We start from the raw sequence: 12,757 nt of genomic DNA on the forward strand, positions 1-12,757 counted from the left end.
TGTTCTATTCCCAGCTTTGAGATTTCGCCTTGGTTACGAGTTATTGCGGAGCGCGTTTTCCGCTGCTGCTCTTTTAGCCGGCCCAGGGCGGTTTCGCTGCGGCGAAGGTTCGCCTGCAGGGAGCTGCGTTCTTTTTCGCGCCTCGCCTGTGTCGCTGCGATTCGCGCAATATCTTTCTCAAGCTGCGCCAGACGTTCGCGGGTTTCCGCGGCGTCTGCACTTGCTGTGCTTTGCGCGGGTAAATCGGCGGCCACCACGATCGCTAACAGAAGAACTAGGCCCCGGGGCCAGTTGAACAAGCTCCAAGTCTTCTGCCTAGCTAACGCTGGGGTTCGCACGGTCAATAATCAGGACTGTCCGTCAGCCCGAATAGCCAGGTTGTGACCGCTCATTTCCGGCGGCTGGTCCAGCGTCATAAGGCTCAGCAGGGTGGGTGCAATGTCCGCCAGAATACCGCCCTTGGGATCCAGAGCCAGGGCGGTATTGCCGATGTATACCAGCGGCACATGCTCCGTGGTGTGCTGGGTGTGAAGTTGGCCGGAATCATAGTCCTGCATTTGTTCACAGTTGCCATGATCGGCCGTCACCAGCGCCTGACCGTTCACCTCTAACAGAGCGCTTTCCACTCGGCCAAGGCACTCATCCAGGGCTTCTACAGCTTGAACGGCGGCACTGTAGTTGCCTGTGTGGCCGACCATGTCGCCATTGGCATAGTTACAAACTATGAGGTCGTACTCTCGCGAACGAATGGCCTCTACAAGCTTGTCTGTGACCTCCGGAGCGCTCATGGCGGGCTGCAAATCATAGGTCGCCACGTCGGGGGAAGGCACCAAAATCCGTGTTTCGTGCTCAAACTCCGCTTCTCGCCCTCCACTGAAGAAAAAGGTTACGTGAGCGTACTTTTCTGTCTCGGCGATGCGTAACTGAGACAGGCCTTTGTCTGCCAGCCATTCACCCAAAACGTTAGTGAGCACGCTGGAGGGAAATGCGCAGGCAGCTGGCAAATCAGCGGCGTACTCTGTGGTCATGACAAAACTTGCGAGCTCGGGCCGCTCTCCTCGTTCGAATCCCGTAAAGCTGTCATCCACAAAGGTTTGGCTTAGTTCCCGGGCGCGATCAGCGCGAAAATTCATGAACAACACGGCGTCGCCATCGCCGATAGGGGCTGCTTCACCAATCCGGGTTGGTGCTACGAACTCGTCGTTCTCGTCTCGCTTGTACGCAGCGTGGAGGCCCTCCAGGGCGGAAGCAGCGCTGTTTTCGGCTTTTCCGTGGGTGAGCAAACGGTAAGCGGGCTCGACTCTCTCCCAGCGTTGATCCCGGTCCATGGCAAAGTAGCGTCCGGTGATGGTCGCGATACGACCGACTCCAAGCTCCTCGAAGCAGCTTTCAGCGGCGAGAAGCGAATCTTCAGCGCTCCGTGGGGGCGTATCTCGACCGTCCAGGAATGCGTGCAGGTAAATCTTGCCGGCTCCTCGTGACGCTGCGAGCTTGAGCGCGGCCAGAATTTGACGTTCGTGACTGTGAACACCGCCGGGAGATAGCAGTCCCATGACGTGCACGGCACCATTCGCAGCGATTGCCGCATCGATGGCATCACAGTAGGCGGGATTGGTGTCAAAGGAGCCATCACTGATCGCCTTGTCGATGCGCGAAATACTCTGATAGAGCACCCGGCCGGAGCCCAGGCTCATATGACCGACTTCCGAGTTGCCAAACTGCCCCTCAGGTAGCCCCACATCCAAACCGGATGCCGACACCAGGGTGCTGGGAGCTGTGCTCCAAAGACGATCCCATGTGGGAGTGTCGGCATTGGCGATGGCGTTGTCCCGGGTGTCCTCGCGGTAGCCCCAACCATCCAGGATGATAAGAACCGTAGGGGATTTTTGCTGTTCTTGCATACTTGTCGTACCCGGCTTGCTGTTCTAAAAACATGGGCAGTCAGGCCGTTTTTAGTGGCTTTCTGCGTTTCAAACGAGATTCTACCGATTGTCAGCCACGGGCGCATTTTTCGGGGTGGAGCCTCCTACGGTCAAACTGTATACTTCGCGACCTTTTCGGCCTTCAGGCCTTGTCGGTATACCTACGGGATCATGGAACTTTTTTTAGAATTTGCAGCGCAGCAATGGATTCTCATGGGCGCATTAGCGGCCACGATTGCAATGCTTGTCGCTCATGAAGGGCGCAAGTCCGGCCCTGCGCTCAGTCCTCAGCAAGCAATCAACCTTGTTAATCGTGAGGAAGGCGTATTCGTTGATTTGCGAGACGCTGCGGCGTTTAAGCAGGGACATATCGTGGAAGCGCGGCATATTCCCATGTCCAAGCTGCAGGAACGCAGTACTGAACTTGAGTCTTTCAAGGACAAGCCTGTGGTGCTGGTATGCAAAATGGGACAACAGGCAGCAACAGCCGGCAAACAGCTACGCGCTGAAGGCTTTAGCCAGGTTTATAAGATGGCAGGTGGCATGATGGAGTGGTCAAGCCTGCAGCTGCCCACCGTGAGCAAGTAGCTATTTGACTATGAGCGCCGATGTCACCCTTTACAGTACTCGATTTTGCCCCTACTGCGTGGCGGCGAAACGCTTGCTTGATGCCAAAGGGGTGTCTTATCAGGATATTCCGGTAGATGGTGATCCCGAGCTTCGGCAGCAGATGACCGCCCGTGCCGGACAGCGAACGGTGCCGCAGATATGGATTGGCGAAAGCCACGTTGGCGGATATACCGATCTGGCAGCACTCGAGCAGCGTGGTCTGCTGGATGGCCTTTTAGGCGGTGCATCAAACGGCTAAAACAGATTTTTGTTTGGACTTAGTTTCAGTTTTATTTTTTAACAGGAGTATCAGCAATGGCTGAAGAACAGGCAGCAGCAACTCAGGAACCGGCGCAGCAACAGTTTGTATTGCAGCGTATCTACAATAAAGATTTGTCTTTTGAGTCTCCGGCTACGCCAGAGATTTTCAAGAAGCAGTGGCAGCCAAAGGTCAACGTTGATCTGAATACGCGCAGCAATGCGATTGATGAAGAAGGCAACTTTGAAGTTGTACTGACCATCACCGTGACATCAAAAATGGAAGAGGACACTGCCTTTTTGGTAGAGGTTCAGCAGGCCGGTATTTTCTTTATCACGGGCTTTGAGCAAGAGCAGCTTCGTCGAGTACTCGGTACTGCGGCACCGAACATCTTGTTTCCCTATGCCCGAGAGACTATCGACAACCTGGTAGTCAAAGGTGGTTTTCCTGCGCTGATGTTGTCACCAGTAAGCTTCGATGCTCTGTTTGAGCAGGCTCTGGCGCAGCAGGCTCAGCAGCAGGCAGCTGCTGAGTAAGGCAAGCTTATCTAGACCAGGCTTCCGGGTACGGCTCAGGCCATGCCCGGGAATCCTTGCTGACGAAGTCCTTCGTACAGCACTAGCGCCGTCGCATTACTCAGATTCAAGCTTCTACTGTCGGGAAACATCGGTACGCGCAGACAGCGGTGAACCCCTAGCTCATCAAGTATCGTCGCCGGCAGCCCCCGAGTTTCCGGACCAAACAATAAAACGTCTCCATCGCTGAAGCTTGCTTCGGTGTAATTGCGCGTGCCTCGGGTACTGAGTGTCCAGATGCGCGGGTTGTTAAGGGCAGACGTCATCGCTTTGAGACTCTCATGTACCCGCACTTCCGAGAACTCACGATAATCCAAGCCCGCTCGTCGTAGCTGTTTGTCCTCCAGAGTGAACCCCAGAGGCTTTATCAAATGCAGGGGGCAGCCGGTGTTGGCGCACAGACGCATGATGTTCCCGGTGTTCGGGGGTATCTCTGGTTCGTATAGCGCGACCTGAAGCATCTAGTTGTTGTCACTCTCTAGTTCTTTCATCTTTCGTGTGAGGGTGTTTCTACCCCAACCCAGCAGTTCGGCAGCATCGCGCTTACGGCCACGGGTATGCGCTAGCGCCACTTCAATGAGGGCTCTTTCAAAGGCGGGTATGGCCTCGCGCAGGATGTGCTGCTTACCGCTGACCAACTCTGTGCGCGCCCACTGACAGAGCAACTCCTGCCATTGCATCTCTTGTTCTCCAGCAGTTTCCTCACTGTCGCGGCCGAGCTCGGGTGGCAGGTCTGAGAGGTGAATTTCGCGTCCTGAGGCCATTACCGTCAGCCAGCGGCAAGTGTTCTCCAGTTGTCGCACGTTCCCTGGCCAGTTGAGCGAGTTCAAGAACTGCTGGGTCTCCGGTAGTAAGATTTTAGGCTGGCCGCCCAGCTCCTTCGCCGCCTTCTCAAAAAAGAACTCCATGAGTTTCGGGATATCTTCCCGGCGTTCAGACAGCTTGGGTATGTGGATACGAATAACGTTCAGGCGATGGAATAGATCCTCACGGAAGTCTCCTTTGCGCACCAATCCCTCGAGATCCTGGTGGGTTGCGGCGATGATTCGCACATCGGTGCGTTGAGAAGTGTGGCCGCCGACACGATAGAACTCTCCATCAGCCAGCACACGGAGCAGCCGTGTTTGGGTTTCTGCAGGCATATCTCCAATCTCATCCAGGAAGAGTGTGCCCCCGTTTGCTTGCTCAAAGCGCCCTTCCCGACGAGCGTTAGCACCGGTGAAGGCGCCTTTTTCATGGCCAAAGAGCTCAGATTCCATGAGGTCTCTGGGGATGGCGGCCATATTCAGGGCGATAAACGGTGCTCCAGCCCGGGGGCTGTGGCGATGAAGCGCTTGAGCGACCAGCTCTTTACCCGTACCAGATTCGCCGTTGATTAATACCGTGATGTTGCTGTGCGCGAGACGCCCGATGGCTCTGAAGACCTCCTGCATTGCGGGGGCCTCACCGATTATTTCCGGAGTTGGTGAGCTGTTGCCCGTTGTTTTGGGCGCGCGCCGTCCCCGCTCCCGGGCCTGCGCCAAAGCACGCTCGGTGACGGCGACGACTTCATCAATATCAAAGGGCTTGGGTAGATACTCGAAAGCACCCTGCTGATAGGACGCGACCGCGCTGTCCAAATCCGAGTGCGCCGTTGTGATGATTACGGGAAGTTCCGGGTGGTTTTCCCGGATTCGCTGAAGCAGCTCGATACCGTCCATGCCGGGCATGCGGATGTCGCTGATTACCACGTCCGGTAGCTCTTGTTCCATGCGCGCAAGCATGGACTCAGCGTCGGCAAAGCACTCCCGTTCAATGTCCGCCTGTGTGAGGGCCTTTTCCAGAACCCACCGTATGGATTGATCATCATCTACTACCCATACGGAGCCAGAGTTTTGCATGTTAATTTTCCATAGGTAAGTAAATGGTGAAGCAGGTTTCGCCCGGGCGACTCTCGCAGTTGAGCAGGCCGCCATGACGGTGAACGATGGACTGAGATATGGACAAGCCCAGGCCTGTACCCTCGGCGCGACCACTCACCATAGGCACAAACAGCGTTTCACTGAGATCTTCTGGTATGCCCGGGCCGTTGTCGATAATGTCGATCTGGCAGACAAGGCGGTGACGTTGTTCGCCGATGGTGAATTGCCTTTGAGAACGGCTACGCAAGGTGAGGGCGCACTGAGGTTGGCTCTCCGTGGCTTGGAGTGCATTGCCAACGATATTGAGGAGCGCTTGAATCAACAGACCCCGATCTCCTTTGATCGGCGGGAGACTGGGGTCATAGTCGCGCTGGATTGCCAGGCGCTCCCCGGCTTCTACAACGGCAAGCTGTAAAACGTGCTCCAGAACCTCGTGGACATTGAGTTCTACTAACGCCGGTTTTTTGTTGGGTCCCAGAAGCCGGTCGACTAGATCCCTGAGCCTGTCCGCCTCCTGAATAATGATGCTCGTGTATTCCTGCAGTGACCCTTCGGGAAGCTCGCGCTCCAAAAGCTGCGCGGCGCCGCGAATACCCCCCAGTGGATTTTTTATCTCGTGGGCGAGTCCGCGAACAACGGTTCGAGTCGTCTCCTGGGCATTCATGAGATTTTCTTCGCGACTGATGCGCAAAAGGCGATCTACGGGTTGAAGTTCTATCAGGTAAGCCAGGTGCGAAACTTCGCGCATGGGTGCTACTACGATGTCAGCGAAGGTGGGTTTACCGTCGCGTGTGTCGAGGGAGAGCCCTCTGCGCACGATAGCGCGACCCTCCTTGGCAGCCTGATCTAAGGTGGCCCGCCAGGGCACGTCGGGGCTTTCTAGCTCGCAGATCATCAGGCCGAGAATTCGTGCTTCGGATAACTGAAGTAAGGCCTCGGCTGCGGGATTGATCATGCGCACGCGATAGTCCGCATCCAGGCCAATAATGCCGCTATTGATGTTGTCTATGATGTCTTGCTGGAGCATCGGAGGCGGTTCTACGACCAAGTTGGATCACTGTGCTTGATAATGAAGCAAAAATGACGCCATGTCCTCGCTTTTAAGGCAACGATTAAAACCCTATGTATTACATAGATATAAAAGTAAGTAAGCGCTCACTTGCTCAAAAGTTGAATACCATGGATAGAGATTACCTCGTTGCGCGAGGTACACGAAGAGTCATATGCACCAAGATGGTGCGAGTGATGAGTTTTGGCAGTTATCGCCCGATGACCGAGGGGCGTAATACGTAAATTCGCACCGTTTCTGATGAGGCAATAAGCTTTCCGCTGGATGTGGTCCGTTGTACTTGCAGATCGTGGGGGCCTCGAAGGGCGCCCTCGACGAACCAGCTGCCGGAAGATTGTGCCTGTCCTTGAACGGCACCGTCGATAAGCAGCACCAGGCGCTCGCCGCGGCTTAATGCGGGGGTGGCCGAAGCGCTCACCGCAAAGTTACCAGGCCCCATGGCGATGGTGCTCTCGTTGGCCGGAGACACAATGCTTACAACGGGCTCTGCGCTTTCCTGTGATTCAGTAGATGAGCGTGATTCCTCAGCGGCGGGTGGTAGAGCCTCTACGGGTGTTGCGGTATTAATATCTTCGAGTTCAACCTCTTCGACACTCTGGCCGTTACTGTCGCCGATGACCGCGGGGCTGTCAGTGAACACTACCCCGTTCTCGCTATCGGTCACTTTGTAGATCTGCCCCCATGCATAGCTTGCAGGGGTAATAATCAGTGTGGCTAAGGCAATCAGGACGGCTTTTTTGTGAATGGCCATTGCAGGACTCCAGGGCATTTGAAACCACCGTAGCAGATCAATAGACAAAAAAAAGCCCGCTCAGTTGAGCGGGCTCCTGTGCTGCTGCTCGGAAGCAAGTCAGACTGAGTAGTACATTTCGAACTCAACTGGATGTGTAGTCATATCCAGTTTCTCGATTTCCTCAGACTTGAGCGCAATGTATCCGTCGATCATATCGTCGGTGAACACGCCACCCGCTGTCAGGAATTCGCGATCGGCGTCCAGAGCTTCGAGCGCCATGCTCAGGCTGGATGCAACCGTCGGAATTGCTTTTGCTTCTTCCGCGGGCAGGTCATACAAGTCCTTATCCGCTGCGTCGCCGGGGTGAATCTTGTTCTGGATGCCGTCAAGGCCAGCCATCAACATTGCTGCGAACGACAGGTATGGGTTTGCCGTTGGATCAGGGAAACGTACCTCTACGCGCTTGCCCTTGGGGCTTGGCTCGTAGGGAATACGGATAGACGCTGAGCGGTTACGTGCTGAGTAAGCGAGCATTACCGGTGCTTCAAAGCCTGGAACCAGTCGCTTGTAGCTATTGGTAGAGGCGTTGGTGAAGGCGTTCAATGCACGGGCGTGCTTAATAATGCCGCCAATGTAGTAAAGCGCAGTCTCAGACAATCCGGAGTATCCGTCACCGGCAAAGACGTTCTCGCCATCTTTGCTGATGGACTGGTGTACGTGCATACCAGATCCGTTGTCACCTACCAAGGGCTTGGGCATGAATGTCGCTGTCTTGCCATAAGCGTGAGCCACGTTGTGCACGCAATACTTCAGAATCTGTACTTCATCAGCCTTCTCGATGAGCGTGTTGAACTTAACGCCGATCTCACACTGGCCAGCGGTCCCTACTTCGTGGTGATGAACCTCGATGGGAAGCCCCATCTGCTCCATCGCCGCACACATAGCGGCACGAATGTCGTGGAGGGAATCGACGGGTGGGACGGGGAAGTAACCCCCCTTAACGCCCGGGCGGTGACCAATATTGCCGTCATCGAAGCTGTGGTTCGATGCCCAGGCAGCCTCTTCTGAGTTGATGGAGTAACCGGCGCCAGACATGTCGGCGTGCCACTTCACATCATCAAACACGAAGAATTCAGGCTCGGGTCCAAAATAAGCCGTATCGCCAATGCCTGTGGACTTGAGGTATTCCTCAGCACGATGCGCAACCGAGCGAGGATCACGCTCATAGCCTTGCATAGTCATGGGCTCGACAATGTCGCAACGCAGGATCACGGTTGTGTCGTCGGTAAACGGGTCCAGAACGCTGCTGTTGTCGTCGGGCATGAGGATCATGTCGGACTCGTTAATGCCTTTCCAGCCCGCAATGGATGAGCCGTCAAACATCTTGCCACCGTCAAAAAAGTCTTCGTCGACTTCGCTAGACGGGATCGAGACGTGCTGTTCTTTTCCGCGAGTATCGGTGAAGCGCAGGTCTACCCAACCGGCTTCGCTTTCTTTGATCAGGTTCAGAGTCTTCTCTGACATTATGGGTCCTCCAGTTGGGAAAGTTGGTGCTACACACGCCGAGAAATCAGGCTCCCGGGGGGTATGCACCTTAACAGTAAAAGTGCCTTAGGAAACAGCAAGACCTGTGCCACTACGGTGCTGATTCCAGTCGCTTGATATATATACATTTTTGTTCATACGCGACCCCGACCAATGCCAATTTGCGACGTCTTGGTGCGCAACCGCACCAAATTGGTGCTCTACACGAGTATTGGGCATGCAAGGTGTGCATTGTGCCACCTCAATCCGCTGTGCAGGCTTGCAATCCACCGCTATAATCGCGGCCTTTTTTAGCCCCCCATCCTTTTAAAGAGCTGCCGGATAACGCTTACTGCGCCGGGGCCGGACTATCGCCGTGATCGAAAAACTTCGCAACATCGCCATTATTGCCCACGTAGACCATGGCAAAACCACACTGGTCGACTGCCTCCTTCGGCAGTCCGGAACTCTCGACCGTCGCAACGCCGACGCCGAGCGCATCATGGACTCCAATGATCAGGAGCGGGAGCGCGGCATTACCATCCTGGCCAAGAACACCGCCATTACCTATGGCGATCATCGCATCAATATCGTGGATACCCCGGGGCACGCGGATTTTGGTGGCGAGGTGGAACGCGTGCTTTCCATGGTCGACTCTGTTCTCTTGCTGGTCGACGCGGTCGACGGTCCCATGCCGCAGACGCGCTTCGTAACCTCAAAGGCATTTGCGCAGGGGCTGCAGCCCATTGTCGTAATTAACAAGGTTGACCGGCCCGGTGCACGACCTGACTGGGTAGTCGATCAGGTGTTCGACCTTTTTGATGCCCTGGGCGCGAGCGAAGAGCAGCTAGACTTTCCCATAATTTATGCGTCGGCCCTTGAAGGTATTGCGGGCCTTGATCATGAGGACATGGCGACGGACATGACGCCGCTGTTCGAAACAATTCTTGAGCAAGTGCCGGCTCCCGATGTTGATGTCGATGGGCCGCTTCAGCTGCAAGTGAGTGCTCTGGACTACAACAGCTATGTCGGCGTGATCGGGGTGGGGCGTATTACCCGCGGCGTACTGCGACCCAACACGCAGGTAGCGGTGATCGATCGCGAAGGCGGGCGACGCAATGGTCGTGTCTTGAAGGTCATGGGTTATATGGGTCTCGAGCGCATTGATACCAACGAAGCGTCTGCGGGAGATATTGTCTGCGTGACGGGTATCGAAGAGCTAAACATCTCCGACACGCTTTGCGATCCCGCAACTCCCGATGCCTTGCCTCCCCTGAGTGTTGACGAGCCCACGGTGAGCATGACCTTTCAGGTTAACGATTCACCCTTCGCTGGTAAGGAGGGGAAGTACGTTACTTCCAGGAATATCGCAGAGCGCCTCGAAAGGGAGTTGATCCACAACGTAGCCCTGAGGGTTGAGCCAGGCGACAGCCCTGACAAGTTCAAGGTATCGGGTCGCGGTGAACTCCACCTCTCCGTGCTTATCGAAACCATGCGACGTGAAGGTTTCGAATTGGGTGTGTCTCGTCCGGAGGTTATTCGCAAGGAAGTTGACGGCGAGATACAGGAGCCTTTCGAAGAGCTGGTCATTGATTGCGAGGACCAGCATCAGGGCGCGCTTATGGAAGAGCTGGGTGCTCGCCGAGCTGAGCTCAAGAACATGAGTCCTGACGGAAAAGGTTGGACCCGTCTGGAGTTTATTGTGCCGGCCCGTGGCCTGATTGGATTCAGATCTCTGTTCCTGACGCTGACATCTGGCAGTGGCACGCTCACGCACATTTTTGATCATTACGGTCCCGTGAAGGATGCACCTATCAGTCATCGAAACAACGGTGTGCTCGTATCCATGGTCAAGGGAAAGACCCTCGCTTACGGCCTCTTTAACCTTCAGGATCGTGGACGTTTGTTTGTCGATCCGAACATCGAGGTATACGAAGGGCAGATCATCGGATTGCACAGTCGTGGCAATGATCTGACGGTCAATCCCACAAAAGCCAAACAGCTGACCAACGTGCGTGCTTCGGGCACCGACGAAGCTTTGGTAATGACGCCTCCAACACGGCATACCCTCGAGCAGGCGCTGGAGTTCATTGAGGACGATGAACTTGTTGAGGTAACTCCCGAGAGCATCCGCCTGCGTAAGAAGCTTTTGCTGGAGCACGAGCGCAAGCGCGCCTCGCGCGCTTAAACTTCCATGCGCGCACTGATACAGCGTGTGCGCGAGGCGTCGGTTGCCATCGACGCCGAGGTCGTTGGCAGTATCGATGCCGGACTGTTGGTGTTTTTGGGCCTTGAGCCCGATGACAGCCCCGCGGTAGGCGAGAAGCTCCTTGAAAGGGTCCTCAATTACCGCGTTTTTGGAGATGAGCAGGGCCGCATGAATCGCAGCCTCCGAGATGTGTCCGGAGGCCTTTTACTGGTTTCCCAATTCACCCTTGCGGCAGACACTTCGCGTGGGCTTCGCCCCGGGTTCTCAACAGCCATGGCTCCCGAGATGGCCGAGCCTCTTTTTCAGCAACTCTATGATTACCTTTGCAAAGTTCACGCCCCCTCAGCGGGTGGTCGCTTTGGTGCAGACATGCAGGTCAGCCTTGTTAATGACGGTCCTGTGACCTTCTTGATGGACGCACGCTAAGCGTTCAGTCGCGCGTTTGCTCCAAATTTCAGTCGTTTACGACGCCTTCTGCGTTCGGGTGTTGCATATGCAGGTGAGGAATGCCGTCCTCTAAATAGGGTTCGGAGCACACCACAAAACCCATAGACTCATAGAATCGCTGCAGCTGGGCCTGGGCTCCAATCAGGATGGAACTCTCGGGCCAGGTCGCCAGATTGAACTCTATACCGCGACGCACTAGTTCTCTTCCAAGCTGGCTGCCGCGCGCTGAGGGATCAACAATGATTCTGCCCATGGAGCTGTGCTCGTCATAGGGCGTTCCCGGTGGTAAACAGCGTTGATAGGCCAGTAAGTGTCCGTCTTTGCGGTAGCAACAGTGCCACCCCGCCTGATCCAGTCCATCAGGATCCAGATACACACAGTCTTGCTCGACCACAAAAACAGCGGAACGAAGCTGCAATAGATCGTAAACATCAGCACCACTGAGGACGGAAAAGGGCTGAAATGACCAGCCGGACTCATCGAGCATGCTGTTTACCTGCAAAATACGGGGTTGGTCATGCTAGCGATTTGGGCCCTTTGTCGCTAGTTGAGTTGTTCTCGCTGGCAAGAGAAGTTGTTATGATCGCGTTATCCGCGCTACGAGAAGCGCATCGGTGAGACGGTACCCAAATCGAGCATGCTAGCGAGCGTTGAACTACCCGCTGACTTTAAGCTTCTGAACCAGCAATACCGGGGTTTAGTGCAAGCTCTGCTGGACGAAATAGAGATCTTGCCGATCCGTGTTGAGGTCGCTCCTACCCAGTCGGGCAACTTCCGCGGTTTTGATCCCGCAAAATTCTACTTGGTTGCCAGTGGAACGATCTCCGTGCGCTATGCAGATCGCGCCGTGTACCTATTAGAAGAAGGCGATGTGCTCCTGCCTGACATAGCCGGTAGCCGAGATGTAGATGCAGCGGTGTTCTACGGCAGTGAAGCTGGCGCGAGCCTTAGTAGCTTCAGCGCTCTGGAATTCATGCAGCAGGTTTTTTCACGCCCAAGCACAACCAAGCTCTGGACCCGCTTACTGGTTACCTACAGCGGAATGATGCTGCGTTTGACGGCAATGCAAACCCAGATTGACGTGATTACAACGCCGGGCTTTGCGTTGTATGAGCCCGATGAGATCATCATTAATCAGGGAGAGCGTGCTCAGTACGTATTCAACCTCACGTCCGGCCTGGCTGATGTGCTGGTAGACGATGTCCCTGTGGGTATTATCAGCCCAGGTGAGATTTTCGGCGCCATGGCGGCACTGACACATGCAGATCGCAGTGCCACCGTGCGTGCACGCAGCCGCTGTAGTGTGGTGAAGGTCCCGACCAGTCAGTTCACAGAGCTCATCAAAAGTAATCCAGCTACGATCCACGCGCTGTTAACGGATATGGCGAACTCCATTGTTAGTCTCAACGAGCAACTCGTACAGCAGCGCGGGGCAAATGCGACGGAGGCTGATACGCAGGGAGGCGGTGAAGGCTGATCCGCATTTTTGCTAACGACACGAGCAACGAC

Annotated in this window: 13 protein-coding genes and 1 pseudogene; 6 read left to right on the plus strand and 8 right to left on the minus strand. The window is 55.3% G+C overall.

Going from position 1 to position 12,757, the window contains the following annotated elements:
* Both AB8B76_RS06250 and gpmI read right to left on the minus strand, forming a co-directional pair.
* A pseudogene (locus AB8B76_RS06250) lies at nt 1-299 on the minus strand (hypothetical protein); the annotation flags it as partial.
* A gap of 48 nt (nt 300-347) precedes the next feature.
* The gene (gene gpmI, locus AB8B76_RS06255; protein WP_405271157.1) at nt 348-1,901 is read right to left on the minus strand and encodes a 2,3-bisphosphoglycerate-independent phosphoglycerate mutase; all 1,554 of its coding nucleotides are present in this window, start codon (nt 1,899-1,901) and stop codon (nt 348-350) included.
* A 192-nt stretch (nt 1,902-2,093) separates the two neighbouring features.
* On the opposite strand from gpmI, the gene AB8B76_RS06260 reads away from it, so the two are divergent.
* From AB8B76_RS06260 to secB, 3 genes are read left to right on the plus strand one after another with little or no spacing between them, the layout of a single operon-like run.
* Nucleotides 2,094-2,510 carry a rhodanese-like domain-containing protein gene (locus AB8B76_RS06260; protein ID WP_405271158.1) on the plus strand — a complete coding sequence of 139 codons (417 nt, stop codon included), beginning with the start codon at nt 2,094-2,096 and terminating at the stop codon, nt 2,508-2,510.
* 10 nt (nt 2,511-2,520) lie between these two features.
* Nucleotides 2,521-2,790: a glutaredoxin 3 gene (gene grxC, locus AB8B76_RS06265; RefSeq protein ID WP_405271159.1), complete on the plus strand. Its 270-nt coding sequence runs from the start codon at nt 2,521-2,523 to the stop codon at nt 2,788-2,790.
* A 56-nt stretch (nt 2,791-2,846) separates the two neighbouring features.
* Nucleotides 2,847-3,326, plus strand: coding sequence for a protein-export chaperone SecB (secB, locus tag AB8B76_RS06270; RefSeq protein WP_405271160.1), 480 nt, complete (start codon nt 2,847-2,849; stop codon nt 3,324-3,326).
* 35 nt (nt 3,327-3,361) lie between these two features.
* Here secB and trmL read toward each other — a convergent pair whose 3' ends face one another.
* The 5 genes from trmL to glnA all read right to left on the minus strand — a co-directional run bounded on the left by trmL (nt 3,362) and on the right by glnA (nt 8,592).
* Entirely contained in the window at nt 3,362-3,826 is a 465-nt protein-coding gene (gene trmL, locus AB8B76_RS06275) for a tRNA (uridine(34)/cytosine(34)/5-carboxymethylaminomethyluridine(34)-2'-O)-methyltransferase TrmL (RefSeq protein ID WP_405271161.1), read from the minus strand.
* Nucleotides 3,827-5,245, minus strand: a complete 1,419-nt coding sequence (gene ntrC, locus AB8B76_RS06280; protein ID WP_405271162.1) for a nitrogen regulation protein NR(I) — start codon at nt 5,243-5,245, stop codon at nt 3,827-3,829.
* A gap of 1 nt (nt 5,246) precedes the next feature.
* A complete protein-coding gene (glnL, locus tag AB8B76_RS06285) occupies nt 5,247-6,293 on the minus strand; it encodes a nitrogen regulation protein NR(II) (protein ID WP_405271163.1) in 1,047 nt (348 codons plus the stop codon).
* A 232-nt stretch (nt 6,294-6,525) separates the two neighbouring features.
* Nucleotides 6,526-7,086, minus strand: coding sequence for a hypothetical protein (locus AB8B76_RS06290; RefSeq protein WP_405271164.1), 561 nt, complete (start codon nt 7,084-7,086; stop codon nt 6,526-6,528).
* 99 nt (nt 7,087-7,185) lie between these two features.
* A complete protein-coding gene (glnA, locus tag AB8B76_RS06295; protein ID WP_405271165.1) occupies nt 7,186-8,592 on the minus strand; it encodes a glutamate--ammonia ligase in 1,407 nt (468 codons plus the stop codon).
* Nucleotides 8,593-8,968: 376 nt separating this feature from the next.
* Here glnA and typA point away from each other — a divergent pair, with 376 nt between their 5' ends.
* A complete protein-coding gene (gene typA, locus AB8B76_RS06300) occupies nt 8,969-10,780 on the plus strand; it encodes a translational GTPase TypA (protein ID WP_405271166.1) in 1,812 nt (603 codons plus the stop codon).
* A gap of 6 nt (nt 10,781-10,786) precedes the next feature.
* Nucleotides 10,787-11,227: a D-aminoacyl-tRNA deacylase gene (dtd, locus tag AB8B76_RS06305; protein WP_405271167.1), complete on the plus strand. Its 441-nt coding sequence runs from the start codon at nt 10,787-10,789 to the stop codon at nt 11,225-11,227.
* Nucleotides 11,228-11,255: 28 nt separating this feature from the next.
* Here dtd and AB8B76_RS06310 read toward each other — a convergent pair whose 3' ends face one another.
* Nucleotides 11,256-11,735: a GNAT family N-acetyltransferase gene (locus AB8B76_RS06310; protein WP_405271168.1), complete on the minus strand. Its 480-nt coding sequence runs from the start codon at nt 11,733-11,735 to the stop codon at nt 11,256-11,258.
* Between the two features lie 150 nt (nt 11,736-11,885).
* Between AB8B76_RS06310 and AB8B76_RS06315 the strand changes: the two genes are divergently transcribed.
* Entirely contained in the window at nt 11,886-12,725 is an 840-nt protein-coding gene (locus AB8B76_RS06315) for a Crp/Fnr family transcriptional regulator (protein ID WP_405271169.1), read from the plus strand.
* Nucleotides 12,726-12,757: the final 32 nt, after the last annotated feature.

It is taken from the genome of Congregibacter sp., from assembly GCF_045107095.1.
In the GTDB taxonomy this organism is placed as follows: Bacteria; Pseudomonadota; Gammaproteobacteria; order Pseudomonadales; family Halieaceae; genus Congregibacter.

What these genes read in the sequence shown, in the direction of transcription:
- trmL (WP_405271161.1), bottom strand. Translation starts at nt 3,826, where the DNA reads ATGCTTCAGGTCGCGCTATACGAACCAGAGATACCCCCGAACACCGGG.
- AB8B76_RS06315 (WP_405271169.1), top strand. Translation starts at nt 11,886, where the DNA reads ATGCTAGCGAGCGTTGAACTACCCGCTGACTTTAAGCTTCTGAACCAG.
- ntrC (WP_405271162.1), bottom strand. Translation starts at nt 5,245, where the DNA reads ATGCAAAACTCTGGCTCCGTATGGGTAGTAGATGATGATCAATCCATA.
- AB8B76_RS06310 (WP_405271168.1), bottom strand. Translation starts at nt 11,735, where the DNA reads ATGCTCGATGAGTCCGGCTGGTCATTTCAGCCCTTTTCCGTCCTCAGT.
- secB (WP_405271160.1), top strand. Translation starts at nt 2,847, where the DNA reads ATGGCTGAAGAACAGGCAGCAGCAACTCAGGAACCGGCGCAGCAACAG.
- glnL (WP_405271163.1), bottom strand. Translation starts at nt 6,293, where the DNA reads ATGCTCCAGCAAGACATCATAGACAACATCAATAGCGGCATTATTGGC.
- dtd (WP_405271167.1), top strand. Translation starts at nt 10,787, where the DNA reads ATGCGCGCACTGATACAGCGTGTGCGCGAGGCGTCGGTTGCCATCGAC.
- gpmI (WP_405271157.1), bottom strand. Translation starts at nt 1,901, where the DNA reads ATGCAAGAACAGCAAAAATCCCCTACGGTTCTTATCATCCTGGATGGT.
- AB8B76_RS06260 (WP_405271158.1), top strand. Translation starts at nt 2,094, where the DNA reads ATGGAACTTTTTTTAGAATTTGCAGCGCAGCAATGGATTCTCATGGGC.
- glnA (WP_405271165.1), bottom strand. Translation starts at nt 8,592, where the DNA reads ATGTCAGAGAAGACTCTGAACCTGATCAAAGAAAGCGAAGCCGGTTGG.
- grxC (WP_405271159.1), top strand. Translation starts at nt 2,521, where the DNA reads ATGAGCGCCGATGTCACCCTTTACAGTACTCGATTTTGCCCCTACTGC.
- AB8B76_RS06290 (WP_405271164.1), bottom strand. Translation starts at nt 7,086, where the DNA reads ATGGCCATTCACAAAAAAGCCGTCCTGATTGCCTTAGCCACACTGATT.